Origin of the sequence: Nonomuraea sp. CA-143628 (assembly GCF_050942315.1) — a bacterium.
Lineage (GTDB): Bacteria > Actinomycetota > Actinomycetes > Streptosporangiales > Streptosporangiaceae > Nonomuraea.
This window is the reverse complement of record NZ_CP192072.1, coordinates 1,589,798-1,613,547: the sequence shown is the minus strand read 5'-3', so window position 1 is coordinate 1,613,547 and position 23,750 is coordinate 1,589,798. Positions and strand designations below refer to the sequence as shown.

Sequence of the window (23,750 nt, the reverse complement as noted above, 5' to 3'; positions counted from 1 at the left end):
GCGGCGGCTCACCCATACGCCCGTTTGCACGCTACCTGCCCTGTATCTCCACGTGGCCGCCACACTCAGGGGGTTCTGGACCATAGGAATACCGCCATCAGCAGAGCGGCCAGCCCACCGCAGATCATCACGGTGGAGACCGAGAAGGCGTCGACGACGCGGCCGCCGACGAACGCACCGAGGGCGAACGTCGCCTGGAAGGAGGAGGTGAAGACGACCGTGGCGGCTTCGGGCGCGCGCGGGGCGGCGGCGATGAACAATGCTTGCGAGCAGACGGGCACGCCTCCGTAGGCCAGGCCCCAGACCACGAGCAGCACCACGGCGCCCACGGTTGCGCCGCCGACCGAGGGCAGCAGCAGGGTGGTGGCCGCGATCAGACAGCCGCAGGTCACGAAGGCGGCTCGCGGACGTGTGGAGATGGCCTTGCCGGCCAGGAAATTACCGGCGATTCCGGCGATGCCGTACGCCAGCAGGACTGCGCTGACCACCACGGGAGACAGGCCGGTGACGTTCTGGAGGAACGGCGTGACGTAGGTGTAGGTGCCGAAGTGGGCCAAGACGATAAGGAAGGTGGCCAGCAGGGCGATGCCGGCGCCCCGGGCGCGGAGCAGGTCGAGCAGGACGCGCGGGCTGGTGACCTGGTGGGCGGGCAGCGGCGGCAGCAACATCACCAGGGCGGCCAGGACCAGGATGGCCAGCGCGGCCAGAGCCAGGAACGCGGTTCGCCAGCCGGCGAGGTCGCCGATGAAGGTTCCGGCCGGTACGCCGAGCACGGAGCCCAGCGGCACGGCGGAGAAGATCACCGCGGTGGCGGTGCCCACGGCGCGCGGCGGCACCAGACGGCCGGCCAGCCCGGCCCCGATCGACCAGAAGCCGCCGATGGTGAGGCCGACGAGCACCCTGGAGACCAGCATCACCCAGTAGGAGGTCGCCACGGCGGCCAGCACGTCGGCCACGGCGAGCACCGCCATGAAGACGCACAGCATCACCCGGCGGTCCAGACGCGCGGTGGTCAGCGTGACGGCGGGTGCGGCGACCGCGGCGACGATGCCGGGCAGGGCCATGGTCAGCCCCGTGGTGCCGTCGGAGATGCCGAAGTCGGCGCCGATGGCGGTCAGCAGGCCGATGGGCAGGATTTCGCTGGTGACGATGGCGAAGATGCCCAGCATGAGTGAGGTGACCGCGAGCCAGCTGATGAGGGGCGGGCGTGGCGGGGCCAGGGTGGTGGTTGACATGGTTCCCGTTCAGGCAGGTGTACGTGGACTGGGACACCCACCCAAGCAGTCATGAAGCCGCTGATACTGGCACGTTTCAGACTCGACCATCACCCTTGCGGCTTCGGCCTCAGGCGTGCGTGCTGTTCATGTCCCATGGCGCCTGCGGAAGGATCTCGCCGGTCTCCAGCAGCGACTTGAGGTTCGCCAGCACGGCCGGCCATCCCTGCGAGATGCCGGTGAGCGTCTCCTGGTCGGGGAGATTCTCGTGGGTCACGGTGAGGCGGACGATGTCCTGGTGGGGTTCGACGAGAAAGGTGACGATCGACGGCTCTCTCGGCGCTTCATCGTCGAAGGTGATGACCAGGCGCGTCGGGGGTTCGGCCTTGATCACTCGGCCGACGACATCGATGACGCCTGATCCGTCGGCGCGCCGGTGCTCCCAGGTCGAGCCCGGCCGCCAGTCCGAGACGTTGGCGTGTCCCCAGTATCGCGCTGTCAGGTCCGCGTCCGTCAGGGCTTGCCACACCTGCTCGGCGCTCGCGCGGATGTAGGTGACATAGACGTAGGTGGGCACTTCGGTCATGGCGTACTTGATGTCACCAATCGCTTTGTCGAACCCCGAGATCCAGCGCTCCTCGATCTCATGGATCGGTGTCGGGTTGAGGTAGTGCAGCCGTTCCCGTCCGCGTCGTACGACGGTGACGAGGTTGGCCCGCTCAAGGATGTCGAGATGCTGTGTCGCTGACTGGCGCGCCATGTTCAGGCGTTCGCACAGCTCGCGCAGTGTCTGGCCGTTGTGCTCGCGCAGACGGTCGAGCAGGAGTCGGCGGGTGGGGTCGGCCAGCGCTTTGAAGACCGAGTCCATCGCTCTCGCTTCGAGGCTCACGCCTCCATTATGCAGGTATTTGCCTGCATCACCTCGCTGCCGGAGCCCGCCCGCGTGCGTCCGCTCGGCCGTACCACCAGGTGAGGCCGGCCGCGGCCACGACGAGCACCGCCGCCAGCGGTGGGAGAAGCGCGGCGTCGGCGGCGTCGAGCGCGATCCCGCCGACCGCGCCGGACAACGAGACCGCCAGGTACAGCGCGGACTGATTCAGCGAGGCGACCATCGGCTGCGTGCCCGGCGGGGCGTACCCCATGATCAGGTGCTGCTGCGGCGTCGTGACCGTGAAGGAGAACACGCCGCAGGCCGCGACCGCCGGCAGCGCCATCGCGTACGAGAAGCGCAGCGCCGGCACCAAGAGGAAGACGGCGGCGAGGAGCAACGTGCCGGCGATCACGACGCGGCGGGGCCCGCGACGGTCGGTGAAGTGCCCGGCCACCAGGTTCCCCATCGTGCCGCCCACCCCGAACACCAGCAGCAACACGGCCAATCGGCCGCCCTGACCGCCGGTGGCCGGCTCGTACACGGCGCTGAGGTACGTGTAGGGGACGTAGATCCCGGTGAAGGCCACGACCGTGGTGACGAGCACGCCGAGCACCCGCCGGTCGGCGAGCGGGGCGAGCCGCTGCCGCAGGCCGCCGGCCGGGCCATGGCCGACGTCGGGCAGGCGACCGGCGATGATCAGGACCACGACCGCGGCCAACGCCGTGACCAGCCACATCGTGGCCCGCCAGCCGAGCGCCGCGCCCACCGCGGTGCCCAGCGGGGCGCCGAGTGCCAGCGATGACGTGAGTCCGAGCATGACGATCGCGATGGCCCGGCCGCGACGCTCCTCTCCGGCGAGCGCCGCCGCGGTCGCGCTGGCGGTCGCCGCGTAGAGCGACGCACCGCCCGCGGCGAACACCCGTGCCACCAGCACCAGGCCGTACGAGGGCGCCAACGCGGTGATCACGTTGCCCACGGCGAACAGCACCAGCCCGGCGGGCAGCACCACGCGCCGCGACCAGCCCGCGGTCAGCGTGGCCAGCACCGGGGCCAGCACGGCGTAGGCGATGGAGAAGACCGTGACGAGCTGGCCGGCCGCGGCCACGCCGACGTCCAGCGAACGGGCGATCTCGGGGAGGATGCCGGCGATGACGAAGGCGTCCGTGCCCACGGCGAAGGTCCCGAACGCCAGGATCGCCGCGTACCCTTGCCATCCCCCGGTGAGCCCTCTCATGCTTCCCCAGCCGGCTCGGTGCGCGCGGCGTTCCTGATTGACGCTAGGTCGTAGTCGATCCGCCGGCCGAGCGGGCAGGCGGAGGCCGTAATGACGATCATGAATCTCCATGACAGATCGTTCGGGGGGGAAATGTGCTGACATGCGACCAGAGCGAAGCTGGCCGGCAGAACCCGTCGGCGGGGCTCAGTCAACCCGGCGCCGACGTGAACCTGAAGGACCGATCGGATCACCATTGATACCCTGCGGATATGAATGATCTGGAGGTGCGCCAGCTCCGCTACTTCGTGGCGGTCGCGGAGGAGTTGCACTTCGGGCGGGCGGCCGAGCGGCTGGGCATGGCGCAGCCGCCGCTGTCCCGGGCGATCCAGACATTGGAGCGCCACCTGGGCGTGCGGCTCCTTGAGCGGACCACACGTCACGTCGCACTCACCACGTCGGGAGAGATCTTCTTGCGGGACGCGCGGACCGCCCTCGACGCGATCACCGCGGCCGGTCGGCGCGCCCGGCACGCGGGCCGCCCCGAGCCGCGGCTGCGACTCGCGCTCAAGGCCGACCATGACGCCGGGCTGCTGCCCCGGATCCTCTCCGCCTACCAGGGCGAGGACGCGGCGCTCGCGGTGGAGCTGGTGCTCGGCGGACGGGGAGAACAGGCCCCGGCGCTGCGCGACGGCCGGGCCGACGTCGCGCTGGTGACCGGCGCCTTCGACGACCGCGGCCTGGACCACCAGCCGCTGCTGACCGAGCCCCGCCTGGCCGCCCTGGCGGCGGCCGACCCGCTGGCCGCCCGGTCACACCTGCGGCTGGCCGACTTCGCCGGCCGCAGGCTCCCCGGCGGAGGCCCCGCCGACCAGGGCGAATTCCCGCCTCCGTACGCGTCTGCCGCCCGGCGCGACGGCGAGCTCCCGCACCACGGGCTCGTGACCGCGTCCCAGCACAGCGCCATGGACATGACACAGATCTTCAAGCTGGTCGAGCTGGGGAGCATCGTCTGGTTCCTCCCGGCCTCGATCGCACGGCGCTACCCGCGGCCCGAGATCGCCTACCGCGCCGTCGCCGACCTTGAGCCGATCACGCTGTCGGTCGCCTGGCCACAAGAGGCACGCTCGCCGGCCGTCGCCGCCTTCGTCCGTACGGCCATGGCGGTCGCGGAGACGGGGGTGCCTCAGCGGGTGGCCACCTGATCACGTCAGCCGTCCGGCACTGTCGAGACGCGTCAGCGCATGCGGGTGGACTGTTCGAAGCCACTCAGTATCGCGGTGAGCCCCGTCTCGAAGTGGTCGTCGAGGGTGGTGGCGTCGGCGGCCTCGGCGAGCAGGTTGTAGCCGGGGCTGCCGGGCTGAGGTTTGCGACTGCGCTGGTCGGCGCCGAGCTTGGTCACGGCGATGGCGAGGGTGTGGCCGATGGTGAACTCTCGCAGGCAGCGGATGATGCGCAAGCCCTGTGCCGGAGGGATGCCGGCGTCGCTGAGCTTGGTGAGCATCTTCACGCCGGTGTCGATGGAGGCTGGTGAACGTACCGGGCGGGTGGCGAACAGTGGCACGGCGTGGGGGTGGCGCAGGAGTGTGTCACGCAGGCGCAGGCAGTAGTTCTGGGCCAGCTCCCGCCAGGGGCCGTCCCAGGGCAGAGTGTCGACGCCGACCTCGGTGAACAGCGTCTCGGCAACGCCGTCGAAGAGGTCCTCCTGGTCGTCGTAGTGACGGTAGACGGCCATCGGGTCGAAGCCGACGGCGGTGCCGAGCTTGCGCATGGAGAATTTCCGCAGGCCATGGGCGTCGATCAGGGCGAGCGCCGCGGCGGCGAGGTATTCGCGGGTGAGGGTGGGCCGGGTGGGCGGCTCTGGCAACCTGACCGGTGGGCTGGGGTCGGCCGTCATGGCTGGAAGCCCTCCAGGATCTTCGTGAGCGTCGTGGTGAACTCGTCCGGGTGCTGCATGAACGGGACGTGGCCGCCGGGGAACTCCTGGCAGGGTACGCCAAGGCGCCCAGACAGCAGGTGTGCGGGCGCGTGGTACGGCTTGCCGACACTGTCGCGGCCAGTGGCCGGGCACCAGGGCGCCGTGGTGGCGGCCAGCGCGGTCAGGTCCGGCTGGTAGTCGAAGCAGAACGCGGGCAGTTCGCGGCGCAGGGTCAGCTCGGCGTTGCGGAGCTGGCGGGTCATCACGTCCGGCGTACGTCGGGTGATCTTTCGTACCAGACCGTCGGCGGCAAGCATGAGGTGAGTGGCGGCGGCGATCGTGGCTTGGCCGGATGGCGACAGGAACACGCGCGGCGGGTCCGGCAGCGTCATCGCGCCGAAGGCCGCGTATGCACGCATCAGATGGCCATCTCGGGCGAGGCTGCCGATGTGTTCGATCTCGCGCCGTTCGGGGCTGTCGGGAGCGAGAAGTTGTACCAGCGGCGGCTCGTGCACCACCGCGCCCAGGAGGCGATCCGGGTGCCCGATCACCATCTCCAGGGCGATGATCGCGCCCGCGCTGTTGCCGAAGACAAAGGCGCGCTCCAGGCCGTAGTGGTCGAGGACTGCGACCGCGTCGTCAGCCTGCCGGGCAACCGTGATCGAGGCGCCGGGATCGGTGAACGGGCTGCGCGAGTTGCCGCGCCGGTCGTAGGCGATCACGGTGAAGCTCCGGGCCAGGAGCGGGATCACGTCCGCGTACATGCCGGCGTCGCCGCCGCCTCCGGAGATCAGGAGGAGTGGGGGTCCGTCGCCGGTCCGCTCGACGTGCAACCGCGCTCCGGGCGCTTCCACCATGCCGCTCGCCGTGTTCGTGCTGTCTACGCTGTAGTCCATGTCTACAGTGTAGATGCATGACAGCAGCTTCGGTCCAGCCGCCTCACAGGAGAGTGGATGACCTGGTGAAACAGGCGAACCTGAAGATCGCTGTGACGGGTTTGGTATTCGGTGATCCCGGAAATGAAAGCCGTGCTTTCCCGAGCCGCCGGCATGCTCGGCCTCCAGAACGAGCCCCGATATCGGGAAGCTCCATGCCCTCCCACTCGCCCCAGGAGGAATGCCACGATGACGCACTGGTTCCGCAGCCACTGGGCCGACGAGGACACCTGGTTCTACATCGAGGCCGACGACGAAGGCTGGGTGACCCGGCAGATCGAATTCCGCGGCCCCGACGAACAGCCTTTCGCCGCCGCCTCCCTGGCCGAATGGCAGACGGCTTTCGAGAGCGGAGAAGTCGCACGATACGGAGCCGTCTATGACCGCATAGCCGAGCAACCCGTCCATGAGTGGGAAGGGCATGACCCCGAGCCGCTGACTCTCGACGCTTTCGACCAAGCGTGGGCAAGGGCCCACGACAGCCTCAGTGGTCCGGACTACGGAACCGGGTCACTTCGGGTTCGTGATTTCGGGACCTGAGAAGAACCTCGGCGGGCCGCGAGAGTGCCGCCTCGGAGTCTGTGCGGGTTTTGTGGATATTCCGCGCAATTGCGGTTACGGCGCCGCGGCGCTGCCATGATCTCGGTGGCCCCCACCGATGGGATTGACGATGTCTCGCTCACTCGCGCTGCTGGCCGCCTCGCTCTGCGTGGGCGGTCTCGCGGCTCTGGTGTACTTCCACGACTCTGACCTCGTGCTCTTAAGGGAACATCTGAACCATCCATTCGCGCTCGGCGTGCTGGCCTGCCTCCTGATGGCGTTGGCCACCGTCGGGCTGCGGTGGATGTGGCTACGCGTCGTGATCGTCATCCTTGCCGGGCTCGGTGCGAGTGTCGCGCTGTTCGGAGGGTTGCTCACCATCGGGTTCTCCTCTACCGAGGAGGTCGGCTTCATCGACGGGCCGCCCCCGTACAGGATCCGGCTCCAGCAGTCGATGGCGGGTCTCGGGCCGGACATGGTGATGTCGCTCAGCGTCCGCAATGACGGCGGGTTGCTCAGCAGGGAGTGGCATCTCGGCTGCTTCAACGACGACGTCCCCGACGACACCTTCGACTCGGTCAAATGGACGGGGCCGAGTTCGGTTGAGATCCGGGTGGCCGACGGGCGGACGTTCCCCGTGGCCTTGGATCCCGACTCGGGCCGGCCCCAGACCACCGCCACTCTCAATTGTTAACGGCGGCCCCACAAGCCACAGGCAGCACAGCTCTCCGATTCCGGCATGCCCATCGAGGTCATCTCATGAATCGCGGGTTCGGTTTGACAGTTGATCTCGTATGCACGAGATTGATCGTCCCTCCGACCAATTTCCAGGGGATCGTGATGAAGCGGACCGTCGTGGGGGCAATCCTGATCGCGGGACTGGCACAGCTCGTCGCCACCCCCGCGCAGGCAGCGCCCAGGGTCGACCCGGTAAAGGCGCTCCAAGCCGCGTTGACCCGCGGCAAGGGCGTCAACATCGTGTCCACCACAAAGGTTGATCAGGGTCGCGGCTTTTACTACACCCAGGACGTGGACGGCACGGTCGGGTTCGGACCGCGAGGCGAGACGGCCGCTGATACGTCCCAGCGCCTGCGGTTCAGCAAGACGATGATGAGCGGCCTGAAGAAACTCGGCATGGCGGAGGACGCCGCCCTGGAAGAGATGCCTCTGAGGGTGATCTCGTCAGGCTACGACGACTACGTCTCAGGGCCCCAGTTCGCCGACGCGCTGCCACAGGGCACGAACTGGGTGCGCTACTCCGCCACCGATCTGCCTGTCAGCAACCCGCCGCTGGAGGTCTTGGAGCCCGCCACGCTCAAGGCGCTGCTGGCCCACCGCACGTCCTGGCGGGACGGGTTGGTGAAGGGCACGATCAAGGCCGACAAGCTGGTTAAGGTATCCAGTTCCTTCGCCTCTCGCTTCCGTGGCTACTCCATCAGCAGGCCCGTCAGCACCATCTCCTACACCCTCCGGCTGAGTGCGGCCGGACTGGTGGAGCGGGTTACGGCCAGGGGCGTCCTGCACCACTGGAAGGGTTCCGTGCTCCGCGTCGAGTCGGACACCCGCTACTCCGGTTGGGGACGGGAGGTCACCGTTCTGCTGCCGCTGAGAGGCGAGGTGCTCGACCAGGAGCAACTCGAGGGCAAGGTGCCCTACGGGGTGCCTGGCGCCTGGAATTAGCCCCGCATCCTGCTGTCAGGGGCGCAGCCGGTGGAACAGCTCCACCCGGGCGCGGTGGTATTCGATGTCCTCCTCGTCATGCGTCACCCCCTTGTGGAAGTAGGCGTACTCCCTGCGGAGCTTGTGCCTGACGAGCTGAGCAAGTGACTCCTCGTCCAGGCGGGCTGCCGTGCCGCCCGCCTCGTGGTACGCGGCCACGAACTCCTCGCTCGGCCCGGCCAGGTCGTCGCCCCATTCCAGGGCGGCGGCGGCCAGCTCCAGCTCAGGGGCGCCGACGAAGGTCTCGTCCCAATCGAGAACCGCCACTATCCGGCCGTCCCTGGCCAGGGTGTTGCCGGTGTAGTAGTCGCCGTGCAGGGGGTGGCGCACGGGGTGCTCGGCGTGGAAGGCGGCCAGCCAGCGGTCCAGGTCGGGGTCGGCCAGCTCAGCGGCGTCCTGGGGCGCATCGCCGTACAGGCCGGACTCCTGGAAGGCGGGCACCGGGCGCGGACCGGGGCGGAAGCCGGCCAGGGATCTGTGCAGCCTGGCCAGCAGACGGGCACCGGCCGCGCGTTGGGCCGGGATGTCGGAGTCCGGCCAGGCACCCTCGACGTACGGCCAGCAGGAGATCGGGCGGCCGTCCACGACGATGACCGTCGCCCCTTCGGCGGTCGGCAGCGGGGCGACCGCCTCAGGGAGGGCGGCGGCGGCGTGCCGGGCGATCGAGTGGCACCACTCCGACTCGGCGGCGGCGCGCCACGCCGGGCCGACGCGGATGACGTGCCCGTCGAGGCGGTAGGCGGCGGATTCCTCCCCGCCGTGCAACCGCTCACCCTCCCCCTCTTCCGTGACGCCCCAGGTCAGGGCCACGGCTTCGCGGATCTCACGCGTAAGGGGCGTCTTGACGTAGATCATCCGTACTTCCGTTCGGCTTGCGGGCAGGGGCGTGGCGCGACATCACCGGTGCAGCAGAGTCATGCCAAGGACGACCTGGGCCGGTTCCAGCGTGGTCTTGCCGTCCTCGATGTCCCACAAGGCGTTCTGCAGGATGCGGCCAAGTGTCCACCCGGTCGCCCGCTGCCGGTCCAGGCCGAGCGCCTCGGTCAGGAGGTCGAAGCGGCGCAGGACCGTACGGGTCACGTCGCCGGTCGCCACGACCGCCTCCTCCCATCGGCTGTCCAGCGCCGGCCACAGGTCGAACCCGGGGTCGCCGGCCAGCGGTTCGGGGTCGATGGCCAGCCATGGTTCCCGTTGCCCGGCGAGGACATTGCCGTAGTGCAGGTCCCAGTGCAGCAGGCGGTCTCCGGATTCGCCGATCAATTCGGCCACGGCGGACGCGCAGGTGCGTACCAGCTGCCGCTCGGCCGGGTCGCGCAACGCCGACACAGCGCGTGGAACCTGGTCCAGCATGGCGGCGGCGATGTCGGACAGATGCCGCAGACCGGGCGGGGCGGGCACCGCGACCAGGCGCGCCATCAGCTCGGCGAGGATCCGCATGGCGGCATCGTCGTCAACCACCGATGACAGCGGCCGGGCCGCGTCCAGCCGCTCCAACAACATGGTGCCGGTGTCGAGGTCGTGGTCGAGCAGGTGCACGATGCCGTTGCCGTTCCATACCCGCAGGCCGAGGGCGGCGCCGGCGTTGTCCTCGCTCGCTTGCTGCAATTTCAGCACCGCGGGAGCGCCGTCCGCGCGGATCACCGGCAGCACGAGCGAGGCCATGCCGTGTGCTGCGGGGCCGTCCTGCCGCAGCGTCCAGCGGTCGAGGAAGTCCGCGGCCAGCCGGGGCAACTCGGCGATCCAGGCACGGGCGGTCGGGTTGTTGTTGCCGTACGACGCGGCGAACGCGGCAGGGATGAACGTGTTCATGGCAGGTTGTCTCCTTCGTGGATTGTTCGGGATACGAAGGAGGCCATGGGGGTGCCCGACTTCCGGGCAAGCGTCAAAACATATCTCCACCCTAGCCAAACACGATCATGTTTGGAGTCGGTGGATCTCGGCGGCGGTGCTGCGCTCGGCCGTTTTCATGAAGCGGACGATGGTGCCGAGCTCCGCGTCGTCGAAGTCGCCGAGGTCGTCTCGTGTACGGGCGATCAGTCCTGAGTAGGCGGCGCTGACCCGGTCGAGGCCTTCCTGGGTGGGTTCGATGAGCACCCGCCTGCGGTCGTGGGGGTCGGCCACCCGTCGGACGCAGCCTGCGGCGACGAGCCGGTCGATCATGCGCGAGGCCGATCCGGTGGTGAGGTTCACGTGCTTGGCCAGGACGCCGGGTGTTGTCGGACCGTGACGGCCCAGCACGAACAGGCATTGCACGTCGGTGTCGGTGACGCCCAGCCGCTCGGCGACAAGACTGTTGAGCTGGACGACCAAGATCGCCCAGCTGGGCACCACGTCCGTGGTGACCTCGGCAAGTAGCGCCTCCCTGCCCGCCGCCGGCTCCGCCATCGCGACACCCATCCCTTCCATTTCGCTGCGTCGCGCAGCGAAGTTCGTGGTAGATTCACTGCGCGGCGCAGTTACTGTGCTACGCAGTCATTCTATCTCATAGATCGACCCTGGTCAGGCGTACGGCCGCCGTCGTTCTGGCCGCGATCGGCTAGGACGCCTGCCTCACCATCCGATTCGGACCACCCCATGGAGACTCGATGACCGACGCGCCCCGTGCCACCGTCGACCCGTTCGCCGTCACCGTCCGCGGGATCGGCGAACCCCATCCCGTCCGCGCCGCCCTGCGCGCCACCGGTCCCATCGTCCAGGCCGACGCCCCAGCCGGCGGCCCGGTATGGATCATCACCGACGACACTCTCGCCCGGGAAGCCCTGGTACACCCCCACATCGTGAAAGACCCCGCATACGCACCGGCGCACTGGGACCCGCGTACCGCGGGTCTGGAACCGACTGCCGCCGCGCAGCCGTCACTGACCACCTTCGACGGCCCGGCGCACACGCGGCTGCGCCGAGCGCACGCCCCGCTCTTCACCGCCCGGCGGATGCGGGACTATGCCGAACGGATCACCGGGTTCGCCCGCGATCAGCTCACCGAGCTCGCCGCGACCGGTGAAACGGTCGACTTGATGGCCGACTTCACCACTCGGTTCCCTCTCACCGTGGTCTGCGACGTGCTCGGCGTGCCACTCGACCGGATCGACCAGGCCATCACGGCCTGCCGGGGCATGCACAGCGCCGATCCCCAGGAGGTGGAGGCGGCGATGGCCGCCTTCGGGCAGCTGGCCGCCGCCGCGCTCAGCGACGCCCGGCCTGGCCTGGCCACCGAGCTACGCGAACGGGTCCCCGACGAGCTCACCGAGGAACAACTGCACTACCTGATCTTCACACTGATCTACGCCGGGCAGCTGACCACCGACCCCTCACTGGGATTCCTGCTCGCCCACGTCTTCGACTCCGACGGCGCTTCAGCGCGGGAGACCACCATCGAGGAGTTCGTCAAGGAGACGCTGCGCCTGCACGCGCCCGCACCCTTCAGCCTCTGGCGGTTCACCTCCGCCGACATCGATCTCGCCGGGGTACGGCTCCCGGCCCACTCCCCCGTGCTCATCGACATCCAGGGCATCAACACCGATCCCGGCCGGTCGATCGGGCCGGACCTCACCTTCGGCGCCGGTCCTCACTACTGCACCGGTGCGCAACTGGCTCAACTCGAGCTGAGCGCGGTCGTAGCGGTCCTACGGGCCGACTTCCCCGACGCACGCCTCGCGGTGCCGATCTCCGAACTCCAGCAGGTCGACCTCGGCGGCATACAGGGAAGCCGGCTGACCGCTCTCCCGGTGAACCTGCGGTGAAATAGACAGCCGTATTTTGTGCCGGCGTCTCTCGATCATCGTCAGCGGACTGTCGCCGTACTGTCAGCGCTCCCGCCGAGGCTTACCCCCGTCAACAACACGCACTCACGCGACGGGACACCATATGCACACCAAGACCTGGGGCGGCGCACTCGTTCTCGGCCTCGCGCTCACCACCGCCATCGGCCCCGCCGCGACCGCCGACACCCCGGGCGCCGTCGTGACCGCGCTCAACGCGGTGGCCAAGCCTCTCGTCACCACCTCACCCTTGGGTGGCCTGCGCGACCTGGACGCGTTCGGCGCGATGGTGGCGGGTGCGAAGGTGGTCGGTGTCGGGGAGGCCACGCACAGCACCGCCGAGTTCTACACCCTCAACCACCGGCTGTTCCGCTACCTGGTGACGGAGAAGGGGTTCACCACCTTCGCCCGGGAGCTGAGCTGGAGCACTGGCGTACGGCTGAACGACTACGTGTTGCACGGCAAGGGCGACCCACGGCAGATCCTGCACGACGAGGTCACCGGCCCTTACGCCCTGTTCAACAACCGCGAGTTCCTCGGCCTGATCACCTGGATGCGCTCCTACAACACCACCCACAAGGCGAAGGTCCAGTTCATGGGCGCCGACCTGCTCTATCCCGGCGACGTCCTGTTCGACAAGGTCCTCGGTTACGTCGCCAAGCACCACCCCGACCTGACACCCGAGTTCACCAAGCTGTACGACGGGCTACGGCCCACCACCCCGAACGCCGGGCAGTACATGGGCATCGCCCTGTCCCAGCCACTGGAGACCCGCAAGGACAACGCCCGCCGCGCCACCGAGGCCCTCGAACTCCTCCAGCGGCAGAAGCCCGGCGGCGACGACTACCAATGGGCGGTACAGCACGCCCGCGCCCTGTCGCAGACCTTCACCGACTTCGCCTTCGACCAGGCCGCTGCCGAGGGACGCCGGCAAGCGCAGGAGTACCGGGACACCGCGCTGGCCGACAACGTCGTCTGGTGGAACAAGACGACCGGCCACAAGATCCAGATGTCCGGGCTGAACGCGCACATCAGCTACACCCCGATCGACACCATGTTCGTCCCCGCCCCGATGGGCGGCGTCCTGCGCGAACGCCTCGGCAACCGCTTCGTCACCGTCGGCACCAGCTTCGACCAGGGCGGCTACAACTTCACCCTCGACAAGGGTGAGTGCCCGGCCGGCTCCACCCCAGCCGAGCGGCCCCTGACCTGCAAGGGCTCGGTCGCGGCGGCCGACAGCGACTACAACGAGTACGTCCTGGACCAGGTCCGCTACCGCGACTTCATCATCGACACCCGCGCCACCCCGCAGGCGGCCAGAACCTGGCTCGCCGAACCCCGCCCCACCCGCCTGATCGGTGGCGGCTTCTGGTCACCCGACCAGGCCACCAAGGCCGCCCTCGGCCAGTCCTTCGACATCCTGATCCACCTGCACAAGGTCAAGGCCGCCACACTGCTGCCGTGACGTCTCCGGGGAGACAGGCGAGACACACCCGCTCGTCTCCCCAGCCCGGCATCAGCCAGGCGCGGTGAATTCAGGGGACTGTCAGCTTGTTCTCTGGACGCCGAACCGTTGTGCTGGCAAGTGCCCTGGCGGTCGGTGCCGGGCGGGCATCGAACCCCCGACTTGTTCGAGGGCGCATACGCGGCGGCGTCCGAGCTCGCGGTGACAGGCTTTCCCGGGGTGCTCGCACCGGTCCGATCCACGAACGGGAGCTTCACGATCCCCCTGGCCGAGAGGATTCTCAGCGTCACTCCCTGGACGACGGGGCGCACGCCCGACGAGGCGGAGGGACTTCGCAGGTCACGGGCGGCGGATGCGGTAGCGCAGGTGCATGACGTGCTGTGTGAGTTCCCCGACCTGCGGAGTGGTCAACCGGCGGATGGGGTCGAGTTCGATGTGCTCGGCCGACAGGTCGTCGAACAGCCGGCGCCCCCGCCCGAGCAGGACCGGTACGACGTGTAGTTCGAGCTCGTCGAGCTGCCCTGCCCGCAGCAGCGCCTGCGCCGCCCCGGCACCGTGCACCATCACGTCGCCGTCCCCGGCCGCCGCGCGAGCCTGTGCGGCGCACTCGCGGACGTCGGTAACGTAGCGGACGCTGCCCGGCGGCGGGTCGTCCGGCACCTCGTGGGTCAGGACGAAGACGGGGACGCCGTCGTGATGGTCGCCCTGCCAGCGGTCGGCGTGCTCGTAGGTGCGGCGGCCGGAGATGACGGCGCGGGTGGCCAGCACCTCGGTGTACACCTGTCCGCTGGGTCCCGGGTCGTTGCGCCGGTCGAGCCAGTTGAAAAGCCGGAACCCGCCGATTCCCATCGGGGTGTCCGGGCCGTCCTGCGGCCCGGTGACGTAACCGTCCAGGGACATGGTCATGTACAGCCGGATGAGCGCCATCACCTCAGCCCGCCGTTCTTACGCGGTAGCGCAGGTGCGCCACACCCGGCCCGTCCACGGCACGGAGCAGTTCGAGCTCGATGTGGTCGGGCGGCATGTCCTCGAAGAGCGGTTCACCCTGCCCGATCAGGACCGGGATCAGGTGAATCTGCAGCTCGTCGAGGACGCCTGCGGCAAGTGCCAGCCGAGCGGTGCGGGCTCCGTGGACCAGTACGTCCTTGTCGCCGGCCGCCTCCTTGGCCATGTTCATCGCGGTCGTGACGTCGCTTACATAGGTGACCCCGGGCCATTGCAGCTCGGGATGGGGCAGATGGCGGCTCAGGACGAAGATCGGCACGCCATCGTGGTGGTCGCCGCCCCAGCCTTCGGCGAGCTCGAACGTCCGCCGGCCGACGACGACCGCCCCAGTGGCCATGGCCTCGTCCGTGACCTCACGGTTCGCGCCCGCCAGGTGGTCGAGGTCTCTCCTTCGATCGGCGTCGGCATCCGGCAGAAACCACTCATGCAGCCGATGCCCTTTGTCACCGAGCCCATTGCCCGGCGCCACGTTCGGCCCGGCGATGAACCCGTCCACCGACATCGACATGTACAGCACGGTCTTACTCACGTTTCCGATCCTTTCAGTACGTCCAACGGCGTGCCACGCGAGTCATCGCGGGTCCGATTCGGTGGTCGTGAACTCGATCTCGATGGCGATCTCAATGGTGTCGGCGACCACGACGTTGCCGGCACCGAAGCCGAGCTGGATGTCGACGCCGAAAGCGGCGCGACTGATGGTGGTGGTCGCCGAGAACCCGGTCCGCAGCGCGCCGGACGGATCGTCGACGACGCCGAGGAACTCGGCCTCCATCTCGACGGTCCTGGTGACACCGTGCAGGGTCAACTCGCCCACCAGGATGAAGGTCTCGCCGTCGAAACCGCGGACCTCGGTCGAGGTGAACTCGATCTGCGGGTACTTCTCCACGTCCAGGAAATCGGCCGACCGGATGTGCTGGTCGCGCTGTTCGTTGCCGGTGTGCACCGAGGCGGGGTCGATGAGGGCGGTCACCCGGCCACCGCCTTCACCGACGCTCAGCGCCGCCGAGGCGAGCGCGAACGTTCCCCTGACCTTGCCGACGCCCATGTGGCGGACCTTGAACGAGATGTCGGAATGAACGGGATCGCCGACCCAGGTGCCGGCGGCGAGGGTGGCATCGACGGTGATCATGGCGTACGGGGCTCCCTCTGTGCGGCCCGCCCTGCCCGGGCGGCTACTGATCTGTGCGACCAGCATGCGAGATCGTGGAGCAGGGTTGTATCCCAGATTTCTGGGATTAGGCCGTCGATCGCCATAGGCTCCCGATCGTGGTCAACGCATCGGCGGCGCATGCGCGCGTCCGCGACGAAATCGTCAGGCTGGTTCACCGGGGGTTGCCTGTGCCGGACTTCGCGCGTGCCGTCGGTGACGCCCTGGGCCGGGCGGTGCCCGCCGAAGGCACCTGCCTGATGACGACCGACCCGGCGACCATGCTCCCGACCGCCGAGTTCGTGGAGAACGGCTTGCCCGCGGCAGAGCTGCTCCGGCTCGTGGAGATCGAGGTGCGTGAACCGGACTTCAACACGTGGGTACAGCTCGCCCATGCTGGCCGCCCGGCCGGCACCCTGAGCGAAGCCACCGCCGGTGACCTCGACCGTAGTCCGCGCCAGCGGGAGATCCGTCGCCCCGGGGGATTCTCCGATGAGTTGCGGGTGATGCTCGCCGGCAGCACGGGGACATGGGGGCAGCTGACCGTGTTCCGGGAGGCGAAGCGCCCGTACTTCTCCCTGGCCGAGGTGGAGTTCGTATCGTCGATCGCCCCCCTGATCACTGATGGACTACGGCGCGGTCTGTTGCTCGGTGGCGCACAGGCCAGTGACGACGACGTCGGTCTGCTGATCCTCGACGCCGATGACGGCGTACACATGTCCAACAAGGCAGCGGATCGTTGGCTGGACGAGCTGGGCACCAGCGACAGAGCGGGCGCTCGGCTGCCGCTGGTGATCTCCGCTGTCGCCCGCCAGGCCCGTTCCCTCTGCGGCCCGGCGACGAGTGCGGCACCTGCGCCGACCGACCTCCGGCCGGCCAGGGCCCGAGCGCGCACCCGGGCCGGTCAGTGGCTGATCGTCCGCGGCTCGCTGCTGAATGAGGGTCCGGAACCGCAGGTCGCGGTGATGCTGGAAGTCGCTCGCCCCGCCGAGATGGCGCCCCTGATGGTCGATGCCTACGGCTTCACCGACAGCGAGCGCCGGGTCACCGAGTTGGTGGCCAAGGGCTTGTCCACCAAGCAGATCGCCGGTCGGCTGCATGTGTCGTCGTACACCGTGCAGGACCACCTGAAGTCGATCTTCGCCAAGTCGGGCACCGGTTCACGCGGCGACCTGATCGCCCGGCTGTTCCTCGATCACTATGCCGCCTCCTTGACGTCGGGAGTCGCGTCGCCGACCGCATCCGATCGGAGAACCCTGACGTAGGTTTGATCGTTCCGCGGACAGCGTGATTTGCGCGGTAGGAAAGCATCGTGAGTGCATTCCGCTGTCCGGCACCGCTACCGTCCAGCACATGGCCACGTCCAGCCCCTACGTGCGCAGGGCACGCGACTCACCTGACGGACGACCCCCTACGGCCAGCACGTCTGCCAACAGCTCCGAAAGTCCCACAGGCCGCAGAGTCTCTGTGGTCGCGGCAAGCTCGGCCAAGGACCACCATCGGTGGCCAATGATGCCCTGCTCTTCCCCTGGCTCCAGGTAGGCGCGGGTGACGGTCTGCGCGCCACGCGCCCGCGCCAGAAAGTACCGCTCGTGCATGTGCACGGGTTCGCCGCCCCACCGGACGTCCGCATCCAGAGTCCACAGGCACGGCCCCCACTCGACCTCCGTCAGTCCGGTCTCCTCCAGCAGCTCCCTACGGGCGGCCTGAAGGAAGTCTTCGTCCTCCGTCAATCCTCCGCCTGGGGGCACCCAGAAGAACTCCTGGACCGGAGATCCAGGGACGACGATGACGCCGTCGTACCTGTGCCGGAGCATCAGAATCCGATCGTCCTGATCCAGCAGCACAATCCGGGCACCTTGTCGGGTCCGCATCACTCGCTCCCATCCGGCGCAGCCACCCGGCAACGCTCCCATAACTAGGAAGCGGCTGGGCGGCGTACCTGTTGCTCCGCGGCGTCGAGTGCGGGCGTGAGTGGTGCGAGCGTGGTGCGCAGCAGGTCCGATAGCGAGCCGGACGGCACGACGAGTCCGCCGGCCGTGACGGACGCGGCAGTGGTGTGCAGCCACCGTTCGATCGCGACGCGGACCGCGGCGGCCACGCTGGCCGCGAGCACACGGGCGGTGTGCGGGTCGATATCGGCGAGCCGTCTGGTGATCGCGTCGGTGAGGGGGTGTTCGATCGCGCTGGTGGTGTCGAAGAACGCCTCGCGCAGCGCGGGACGGGTGGTGATCATCAGCAGCGCCTCGCGGCTGGGCACGCCCGGATCCGTGTACTGATCCACGATCGCCTCGATGATCGCGGCGGCGAGGCCGACATCGGCGGGCCGGTCAGCCACTGCCGCCGCGACCCGTGCTTCCCGTTCGCTGTTGATGGCGGCGACGATCGCCTGTTCGCGGCTGGAGAAGTAGTTGTTGTAGGTCCGGACCGAGACGCCGACGGCCTCGGCGATGTCGTCGACACGCACGTTGTCCGGTCCACGCTCGAGGGCCAGCCGCAATGCCGCCGCGCCCAACGCCTCCCGGGTGGCCTGCTTCTTCTGCTCACGCAACCCGGTTCGTCTTGTCGTCACCATCCCAGCCTCTCAGTTTGAGTGCGTGCGCGCAAATTTGCGTGCACGCACTTTTTCTGCCTAGCCTTGGCGCCCCATACCCATGCGAGTCCCAGGCGAGTGAAGGAGCAACATGATCACAGATGTCGTCATCGCCGGCGGCGGCCCGAACGGGCTGATGCTGGCCTGCGAACTACGCCTCGCAGGAGTCCGGCCGCTCGTGCTGGAGCGGCTACCCGAGCCCAGCCAGGAGCCGAAAGCGAACGGATTGCTGGGCCAGGTCGTGAAGATGCTCGACCACCGCGGGCTGCACGAACGTCTGAGCGGCAGCCCGGAACCGCCGCGGCCGAACTCCGCGTACTTCATGTTCGGCGCGATGGGCCTTGACCTGAGCCTGCTGGCGGACAGCCCCGTCTACGCCCTGCCGGTGCCGCAGCGACGCATCGTGCGGGTCCTGGAGGATCGAGCGATCGAGCTGGGGGTGGAGATCCGGCGGGGACACGAGTTCGTGGGCCTGTCACAGGACGACGACGCCGTCACCATCGACGTCACGGGCCCGGACGGGGAGTACCACCTACAGGCCCGATACCTGATCGGTGCCGACGGAGCCCACAGCGCCACGCGCAAGCTCTCCGGCATCAGATTCCCTGGCGTCACCTACGACCGGATGACCGTCCGCTCGGCGCACGCGACCGTGCCCGCGGACTGGGTCGACCCCGCCAACGGCGCGCTGAACGTGCCCGGCTACGGCACCGTCATGCCGTTCCTGCCCCACCGCACCGAGCAGGGAGGGTTCTCGTACGCGCCGATGCCCGGCCACCCACCGCTGGTCACCACCACCGAGTGGGACCAGCCCGCGACTGACGCCCCGATGAGCCTGGAGGAGTTGCGGGCGAGCACTCACCGCGTGCTCGGCGTCGACGTACCGCTCGGACCGCCCAACGGCGAAGGGCCGCACGCCTTGCGGCGGCTCAGCGGCGGCAACACCCGGGTCGCCGAACGGTTCGCGCACGGCCGGGTGTTCCTGATCGGTGACGCCGCCCACGTGTACGCCGCCACCGGGGGCGGCCCCGGGCTCAACCTCGGCCTCCAGGACGCGATCAATCTCGGCTGGAAACTCGCCGCCGAGATCCGAGGAAGCGCTCCGCCCGGACTGCTGAGCACGTACGAGACGGAGCGGCGATCGGCCGCGCACCGCATGGTGTTGAACGCCCAGGCACAGTCGGCGCTGATCGCCCCCGGCAGCGACGTCACCGGACTGCGCGAAGTGTTCAGCGAGCTGCTCCGCGACCCGAACACCGTACGGCGCCTGGCCGAACTCACCGCGGGCGCCGACGTCCGCTACGACATGAGCGAAGACGTGGGCGAAGACGTGGGCGAAGACAAAAGCGAAAACGTGGGCGGACCTAAGCCGCACCCGCTGATCGGCCGCTTCGCCCCGGATCTGGAGCTGCACACCCCGACCGGTCCGATCCGGCTGGCCGAGTTGACCAGAACCGCACGCCCCCTGCTGCTCGACCTGACCGAAGGAGCATCGCTGGCGCGGACACCCGCCCTACGACACGACCAGGTCGACATCGTCACCGCACACCCCCAGCCTCACGGGCTCACCGCGCTGCTCCTTCGCCCGGACTGCTACGTGGCCTGGGCGTCCGCATCGCCCCAACCAGATTCCGCGGAGATGGAAACGCTCCGGGCGGCCTTGCGGCGGTGGTTCGGCCCCATGGAACCCGCCCGCATCTGACGGACATCCCAGGGCCACGCGGCAAGCGTCCCAGCGCGGCTCAGAATTTCCGCCGCACAAGCGTGCGTCCCGGGGAAGCGGCCAAGACCGGTTGCGGCCCGACCGACCGGTAGGTAGTGGCGCCGGCGCGTACGCGCGGCCCAGGCGTTCGCCGCGGCCACCGATCCCATCAGCCAACTCGCGGACGTGCCGGCGGACGACCTACGTGCGGAATCCTTCGCGGCGCGAGCGCGATCCTCGATCCCGCACCGATCGCCGAGCCTTAGCCGGCGAGACGGTCGTCGGCTGTGCGGCGATTGCCGGCGGAGGCCATGCCGAGCCAGGTGTGCGGATTGCGTTCCCAGCACCAGCCGAGTTCGGGGGCGTTCTGACTGATCCACAGCGGCGTCCCAGGGTATGGCCCCGCAGAACTCCTCGCCGCGTTCGATGTCCACCAGGCTGGCGGTCGAGTTCCGCGGCTGCGTCGATCGTTGTCACCGGTCATCGGGTCTGGCGTCAAGAAAAAGCTCCTTCCTGAGGTGTCGATCATGGTGGAGGGCGGAGGCGATCGGTGCCGCCGCAGGGCCTTAGAGGGCGGTTTCTCCTGTTCAAGGGCGTTTCGCGGTGACGATCAGCAGGTGGAGGCGGAGTCAGGGGTGTTCGGGGGCGGCCCATTCGACGAACTGGACGATCACGCCGTTGGGGTCGGTGACCTGGAACAGGGCTTCGCCCCAGGGCTCCTGACGCAGCGGCATGGTGATCCGCGCCCCGGCGTCGCGCAGCCGCTTTTCCTGCTCGGCCAGGCCGCCGGCGAGGGTGAAGGCGATGATCAGACCGCTGGCACGCTGGTCGCGCTGCTCGGGCGGCAGCACCTCGAGGCCGCGGGCGAGCAGGACGATGTCGACCGCGTCGTCGCGCGAAAGGGAGGCGAAGCCGTCGGCGGCCTGCTGGACGGTGTAGCCCAGGTAGGTGGTGAAGAACGCCTGGGAGGCGGCGACGTCGTCGACGGTCAGCGAGACGGTGGAAGCCATGAACTGCACGGGATCTCCTCCGGTGGAGTGTTCTATCGTCATAAACTTATGACGGAGGTAAAGTTAGTCCGAGGCGCCTGAGGGTGTCAACATAAAGATGCTACGAGGGTAAGATTGCGTCATGGATACCCAGACTCCCGCCCCGGCCGCCGGGCTGCGCGAGACCAAGAAGCACGAGACCCGGCAGCTCATCTCCGACCACGCGACCCGGCTGTTCATCGCCCAGGGCTTCGAGCAGACGACCATCGCCGAGATCGCCGTCGTCGCCCGCGTCGCCAAGAAGACCGTCACCAACTACTTCCCGCGTAAGGAAGACCTGGCCCTGGACCATCAGGAGGAGTTCGCCGCCTCGCTGGCCCACGCCGTCACCGCACGACGCCCAGGGGAATCAGCGCTGGCCGCGCTGCGCCGCGCGTTCGCCGACGCCGTGGCCGCCCAGGACCCGGTCGCCGGATTCTCCGGCCAGGAGTTCGCCCGCATGATCGCCGACAGCCCCACCCTGACCGTCTGCCTGCGCGGCCTGCACGACCAACGCGAACACCACCTCGCCCAGGTGCTCGCCGACATCACCGCCGCTCAGCCCGGCGACATCACCGTGCAGACCGCCGCCGCCCTGCTGGGCACCGTCCACCGCGTGCTGTTTCACCGCATCCAGGCCCTCACCCTCGCCGGACACCCCAACGACCAGATCGCCCACACCATCGCCGCCGAAGCCGGCCAAGCCTTCGACTTGCTGGAACCCGCCCTGGCCACCTACGCCTCCGCCTGATGTGAGTCATCGCGAGGGCGGCGATGAGTTCCGGCGCTCCATCGGGTCTCCACTCCGGACGATCTCTACAACCAAGGAGGAGTTTCATGGGCAAGGTCATCTACTGGATGAACACCTCGATGGACGGCTACATCGAGGATCCCAAGGGCGGCATGGACTTCATGGACCCGGACGAGGACTTTCGCCAGGCGGCGAACGACCACGTCCGCCGGACCGCGGCGTTCCTGTTCGGCAGGCGGCTGTATGAGGCGATGGAAAAGCCCTGGACGCAGGACCTCGGCAAGGAAGGCGCCCCGGCCCTCGAGCGGGAGTTCGCCCAGTTCTACAAGGAGACGCCGCAGTACGTCTTCTCCGACACCCTCCAGACCGTCCCCGAAGGGGTCACGATCGTCCGTCGCAAGGACGCCGTGTCCGCGGCGACGCGCCTCAAGCGGGAGATCGACGGCACCCTCCAACTCGGCGGCCCCGAGCTGGCCGTCTCCCTGCTGGACCTGATCGACGAGTTCTGGGTGTACGCGCTCCCCGTGATCGTCGGGGGCGGCAAGCCGTACCTGCCCGTGGCGGAAAAACTGCGGCTGCGCCTGGTCGAGCACCGTTCCTTCGCCTCGGGAACCATGTTCCGGCGCTACGTACGGTCCTGACCGGCGTTCGTTTTGCCGCCTTCATCACATTAAAGGGCCATGCTGGGTCTTATGCGGTTGATCCAGATCGTGTCATGCGCCGTCGTCAGCATCCTGCTGCTCGGCCTCGTCGGCTGGCCGGGCGAGACCATGACGCCGATGACGGGCTCCTCCTTTCCCTGGCGTCCGGCGGGGTGGGGGACGCCGTCGATCGACGTCGTCGGTAGGGCTCCCTTCGCGGCCGAGGTCTACGGTGACGTGGCGGTGCGCTCGCGGTGGGGCCTGCGTACCGCAGGGCTGGTCGGAGAGCGGATCACGGACGGATCCACGGCCTGGCGGTACGTGAACGGCTGGGCCGACGACTCGCTGGACCCCGTCCGGGTGGACGATCGCCGGGTCGCGGCCCTTTGGCGGGACGGGCGGGTCAGCCTCATCGACGTGCCGGACGGCCGCATCGTCTGGCAGGCCGACCTGCCGCCAGGCCCGGACCACGAGGCCAACCGGGCCTACGACGAGGAATGGGGGGCGGCCTGGAGCATCTCCATGGCCAGGGACGGCTCCGTTCCCCTCGTGGTGGCCCTGCACGAGGGGCGGCTCGACGTGCTGGACGGCCGCACGGGGGCGATCCGCTGGTCCTACCCGTCTGACTCGTCCGCTTCCTGCGCCACAGGAGTCTCCAGCCTTGAAACCCGCGGCGCGGGCGAGACCGTGCTCGTCTTCCAGGACTGCGCGGGCAAGGAGTCGAACGTCGCGCTCAGCGCCGCGGACGGCAGGCGGCTGTGGGAGTTCGGCGGTGGAGAGCTGTGGCACGCGCGTGCGCTCGGCGCCGACCGCCTGGCGTCGGTGGACGCCGGCGGCGCTCTGGTCGTCCGCAGGGTCCGCGACGGGAAGGTCCTCTGGCGCGCCCCGTCGGCGGGGCTCAAGGACAACCCCTACGGGGACGCGATGGGGGTGTCGGACGAACTGGTGACCGTACGCTCGAAGACCGAGGTGGCCGCCTACCGGATCGCCGACGGCGAGGTCGCCTGGCGCCGTACCTTGGGCGACGCAAGGGACGGCACCGTACTGACGGACGGCGTGGACACCTACGTCGCCGAGGACGCGAAGACACTCGTCAAGCTCGACGCCCGCACGGGACGCATCATCGACCGGCACCGCTTCGAGGACGACATCTCCCCACGATGGATGCGCGGCGGACTGGCCGGGATCGGCGTGGGCGCCGGCGACGACGCGGTGATCGGCTGACGCGTCCCGAAAGCCCACCGGCCCCG

The 23,750-nt window shown here is 68.9% G+C and carries 26 protein-coding genes; 11 read left to right on the top strand and 15 right to left on the bottom strand.

Annotated elements, in window-relative coordinates:
- Positions 1–65: 65 nt before the first annotated feature.
- The 3 genes from ACQP2T_RS07530 to ACQP2T_RS07520 form a co-directional block, all read right to left on the bottom strand.
- Entirely contained in the window at positions 66–1,235 is a 1,170-nt protein-coding gene (locus tag ACQP2T_RS07530; RefSeq protein WP_433515475.1) for an MFS transporter, read from the bottom strand.
- A 109-nt stretch (positions 1,236–1,344) separates the two neighbouring features.
- Positions 1,345–2,103 carry an ArsR/SmtB family transcription factor gene (locus ACQP2T_RS07525; protein ID WP_433515474.1) on the bottom strand — a complete coding sequence of 253 codons (759 nt, stop codon included), beginning with the start codon at positions 2,101–2,103 and terminating at the stop codon, positions 1,345–1,347.
- Between the two features lie 28 nt (positions 2,104–2,131).
- On the bottom strand, positions 2,132–3,319 hold the full coding sequence (locus ACQP2T_RS07520; protein ID WP_433515473.1) for an MFS transporter: 1,188 nt from the start codon (positions 3,317–3,319) through the stop codon (positions 2,132–2,134).
- A gap of 251 nt (positions 3,320–3,570) precedes the next feature.
- On the opposite strand from ACQP2T_RS07520, the gene ACQP2T_RS07515 reads away from it, so the two are divergent.
- The gene (locus ACQP2T_RS07515) at positions 3,571–4,503 is read left to right on the top strand and encodes a LysR family transcriptional regulator (RefSeq protein WP_433515472.1); all 933 of its coding nucleotides are present in this window, start codon (positions 3,571–3,573) and stop codon (positions 4,501–4,503) included.
- A 32-nt stretch (positions 4,504–4,535) separates the two neighbouring features.
- On the opposite strand, the gene ACQP2T_RS07510 is transcribed toward ACQP2T_RS07515, so the two are convergent.
- Positions 4,536–5,195: a TetR/AcrR family transcriptional regulator gene (locus ACQP2T_RS07510; protein ID WP_433515471.1), complete on the bottom strand. Its 660-nt coding sequence runs from the start codon at positions 5,193–5,195 to the stop codon at positions 4,536–4,538.
- Positions 5,192–6,112, bottom strand: coding sequence for an alpha/beta fold hydrolase (locus ACQP2T_RS07505; protein WP_433515470.1), 921 nt, complete (start codon positions 6,110–6,112; stop codon positions 5,192–5,194). Before ACQP2T_RS07505 ends, ACQP2T_RS07510 begins: the two co-directional genes overlap by 4 nt.
- 228 nt (positions 6,113–6,340) lie before the next feature.
- Here ACQP2T_RS07505 and ACQP2T_RS07500 point away from each other — a divergent pair, with 228 nt between their 5' ends.
- From ACQP2T_RS07500 to ACQP2T_RS07490, 3 genes are all read left to right on the top strand, one after another.
- Positions 6,341–6,691, top strand: coding sequence for a hypothetical protein (locus ACQP2T_RS07500; RefSeq protein ID WP_433515469.1), 351 nt, complete (start codon positions 6,341–6,343; stop codon positions 6,689–6,691).
- Positions 6,692–6,821: 130 nt separating this feature from the next.
- Complete coding sequence (locus ACQP2T_RS07495; protein WP_433515468.1) at positions 6,822–7,385, top strand: hypothetical protein; 564 nt, start codon at positions 6,822–6,824, stop codon at positions 7,383–7,385.
- 146 nt (positions 7,386–7,531) lie between these two features.
- The gene (locus ACQP2T_RS07490; protein WP_433515467.1) at positions 7,532–8,371 is read left to right on the top strand and encodes a hypothetical protein; all 840 of its coding nucleotides are present in this window, start codon (positions 7,532–7,534) and stop codon (positions 8,369–8,371) included.
- Between the two features lie 15 nt (positions 8,372–8,386).
- Here the strand turns inward: ACQP2T_RS07490 and ACQP2T_RS07485 are convergent, their stop codons facing one another.
- The 3 genes from ACQP2T_RS07485 to ACQP2T_RS07475 all read right to left on the bottom strand — a co-directional run bounded on the left by ACQP2T_RS07485 (position 8,387) and on the right by ACQP2T_RS07475 (position 10,795).
- Complete coding sequence (locus tag ACQP2T_RS07485; protein WP_433515466.1) at positions 8,387–9,265, bottom strand: phosphotransferase enzyme family protein; 879 nt, start codon at positions 9,263–9,265, stop codon at positions 8,387–8,389.
- A gap of 42 nt (positions 9,266–9,307) precedes the next feature.
- The gene (locus tag ACQP2T_RS07480; protein ID WP_433515465.1) at positions 9,308–10,219 is read right to left on the bottom strand and encodes an aminoglycoside phosphotransferase family protein; all 912 of its coding nucleotides are present in this window, start codon (positions 10,217–10,219) and stop codon (positions 9,308–9,310) included.
- 105 nt (positions 10,220–10,324) lie between these two features.
- Entirely contained in the window at positions 10,325–10,795 is a 471-nt protein-coding gene (locus ACQP2T_RS07475; protein ID WP_433515464.1) for a MarR family winged helix-turn-helix transcriptional regulator, read from the bottom strand.
- Positions 10,796–10,995: 200 nt separating this feature from the next.
- Between ACQP2T_RS07475 and ACQP2T_RS07470 the strand changes: the two genes are divergently transcribed.
- Positions 10,996–12,150, top strand: coding sequence for a cytochrome P450 (locus ACQP2T_RS07470; protein WP_433515463.1), 1,155 nt, complete (start codon positions 10,996–10,998; stop codon positions 12,148–12,150).
- Positions 12,151–12,274: 124 nt separating this feature from the next.
- The gene (locus tag ACQP2T_RS07465) at positions 12,275–13,633 is read left to right on the top strand and encodes an erythromycin esterase family protein (RefSeq protein WP_433515462.1); all 1,359 of its coding nucleotides are present in this window, start codon (positions 12,275–12,277) and stop codon (positions 13,631–13,633) included.
- Positions 13,634–13,972: 339 nt separating this feature from the next.
- Here ACQP2T_RS07465 and ACQP2T_RS07460 read toward each other — a convergent pair whose 3' ends face one another.
- The 3 genes from ACQP2T_RS07460 to ACQP2T_RS07450 are packed head-to-tail and all read right to left on the bottom strand — an operon-like array spanning position 13,973 to position 15,767.
- On the bottom strand, positions 13,973–14,560 hold the full coding sequence (locus tag ACQP2T_RS07460; protein WP_433515461.1) for a dihydrofolate reductase family protein: 588 nt from the start codon (positions 14,558–14,560) through the stop codon (positions 13,973–13,975).
- Between the two features lie 4 nt (positions 14,561–14,564).
- Complete coding sequence (locus tag ACQP2T_RS07455) at positions 14,565–15,167, bottom strand: dihydrofolate reductase family protein (protein ID WP_433515460.1); 603 nt, start codon at positions 15,165–15,167, stop codon at positions 14,565–14,567.
- Positions 15,168–15,209: 42 nt separating this feature from the next.
- A complete protein-coding gene (locus ACQP2T_RS07450; protein ID WP_433515459.1) occupies positions 15,210–15,767 on the bottom strand; it encodes a YceI family protein in 558 nt (185 codons plus the stop codon).
- A gap of 137 nt (positions 15,768–15,904) precedes the next feature.
- Here ACQP2T_RS07450 and ACQP2T_RS07445 point away from each other — a divergent pair, with 137 nt between their 5' ends.
- Positions 15,905–17,050 carry a helix-turn-helix transcriptional regulator gene (locus tag ACQP2T_RS07445; RefSeq protein WP_433515458.1) on the top strand — a complete coding sequence of 382 codons (1,146 nt, stop codon included), beginning with the start codon at positions 15,905–15,907 and terminating at the stop codon, positions 17,048–17,050.
- Between the two features lie 105 nt (positions 17,051–17,155).
- Here ACQP2T_RS07445 and ACQP2T_RS07440 read toward each other — a convergent pair whose 3' ends face one another.
- Together ACQP2T_RS07440 and ACQP2T_RS07435 are read right to left on the bottom strand one after the other, a co-directional pair.
- Positions 17,156–17,632: an NUDIX hydrolase gene (locus ACQP2T_RS07440; protein ID WP_433515457.1), complete on the bottom strand. Its 477-nt coding sequence runs from the start codon at positions 17,630–17,632 to the stop codon at positions 17,156–17,158.
- 71 nt (positions 17,633–17,703) lie between these two features.
- Entirely contained in the window at positions 17,704–18,360 is a 657-nt protein-coding gene (locus ACQP2T_RS07435; RefSeq protein ID WP_433515456.1) for a TetR/AcrR family transcriptional regulator, read from the bottom strand.
- Between the two features lie 109 nt (positions 18,361–18,469).
- Here ACQP2T_RS07435 and ACQP2T_RS07430 point away from each other — a divergent pair, with 109 nt between their 5' ends.
- Positions 18,470–20,080 (top strand): FAD-dependent monooxygenase, encoded by a 1,611-nt coding sequence (locus tag ACQP2T_RS07430; protein WP_433515455.1) that lies wholly within the window; start codon positions 18,470–18,472, stop codon positions 20,078–20,080.
- A 262-nt stretch (positions 20,081–20,342) separates the two neighbouring features.
- Here ACQP2T_RS07430 and ACQP2T_RS07425 read toward each other — a convergent pair whose 3' ends face one another.
- Both ACQP2T_RS07425 and ACQP2T_RS07420 read right to left on the bottom strand, forming a co-directional pair.
- Complete coding sequence (locus tag ACQP2T_RS07425) at positions 20,343–20,564, bottom strand: DUF5701 family protein (protein ID WP_433519725.1); 222 nt, start codon at positions 20,562–20,564, stop codon at positions 20,343–20,345.
- Between the two features lie 145 nt (positions 20,565–20,709).
- Positions 20,710–21,090 (bottom strand): VOC family protein, encoded by a 381-nt coding sequence (locus ACQP2T_RS07420; protein ID WP_433519724.1) that lies wholly within the window; start codon positions 21,088–21,090, stop codon positions 20,710–20,712.
- A gap of 121 nt (positions 21,091–21,211) precedes the next feature.
- On the opposite strand from ACQP2T_RS07420, the gene ACQP2T_RS07415 reads away from it, so the two are divergent.
- The 3 genes from ACQP2T_RS07415 (at position 21,212) to ACQP2T_RS07405 (ending at position 23,724) form a co-directional block, all read left to right on the top strand.
- Positions 21,212–21,859, top strand: a complete 648-nt coding sequence (locus tag ACQP2T_RS07415) for a TetR/AcrR family transcriptional regulator (RefSeq protein WP_433515454.1) — start codon at positions 21,212–21,214, stop codon at positions 21,857–21,859.
- 86 nt (positions 21,860–21,945) lie between these two features.
- Positions 21,946–22,500, top strand: a complete 555-nt coding sequence (locus ACQP2T_RS07410; RefSeq protein WP_433515453.1) for a dihydrofolate reductase family protein — start codon at positions 21,946–21,948, stop codon at positions 22,498–22,500.
- Between the two features lie 51 nt (positions 22,501–22,551).
- On the top strand, positions 22,552–23,724 hold the full coding sequence (locus ACQP2T_RS07405; RefSeq protein WP_433515452.1) for a PQQ-binding-like beta-propeller repeat protein: 1,173 nt from the start codon (positions 22,552–22,554) through the stop codon (positions 23,722–23,724).
- The last annotated feature ends 26 nt before the right edge of the window (positions 23,725–23,750 follow it).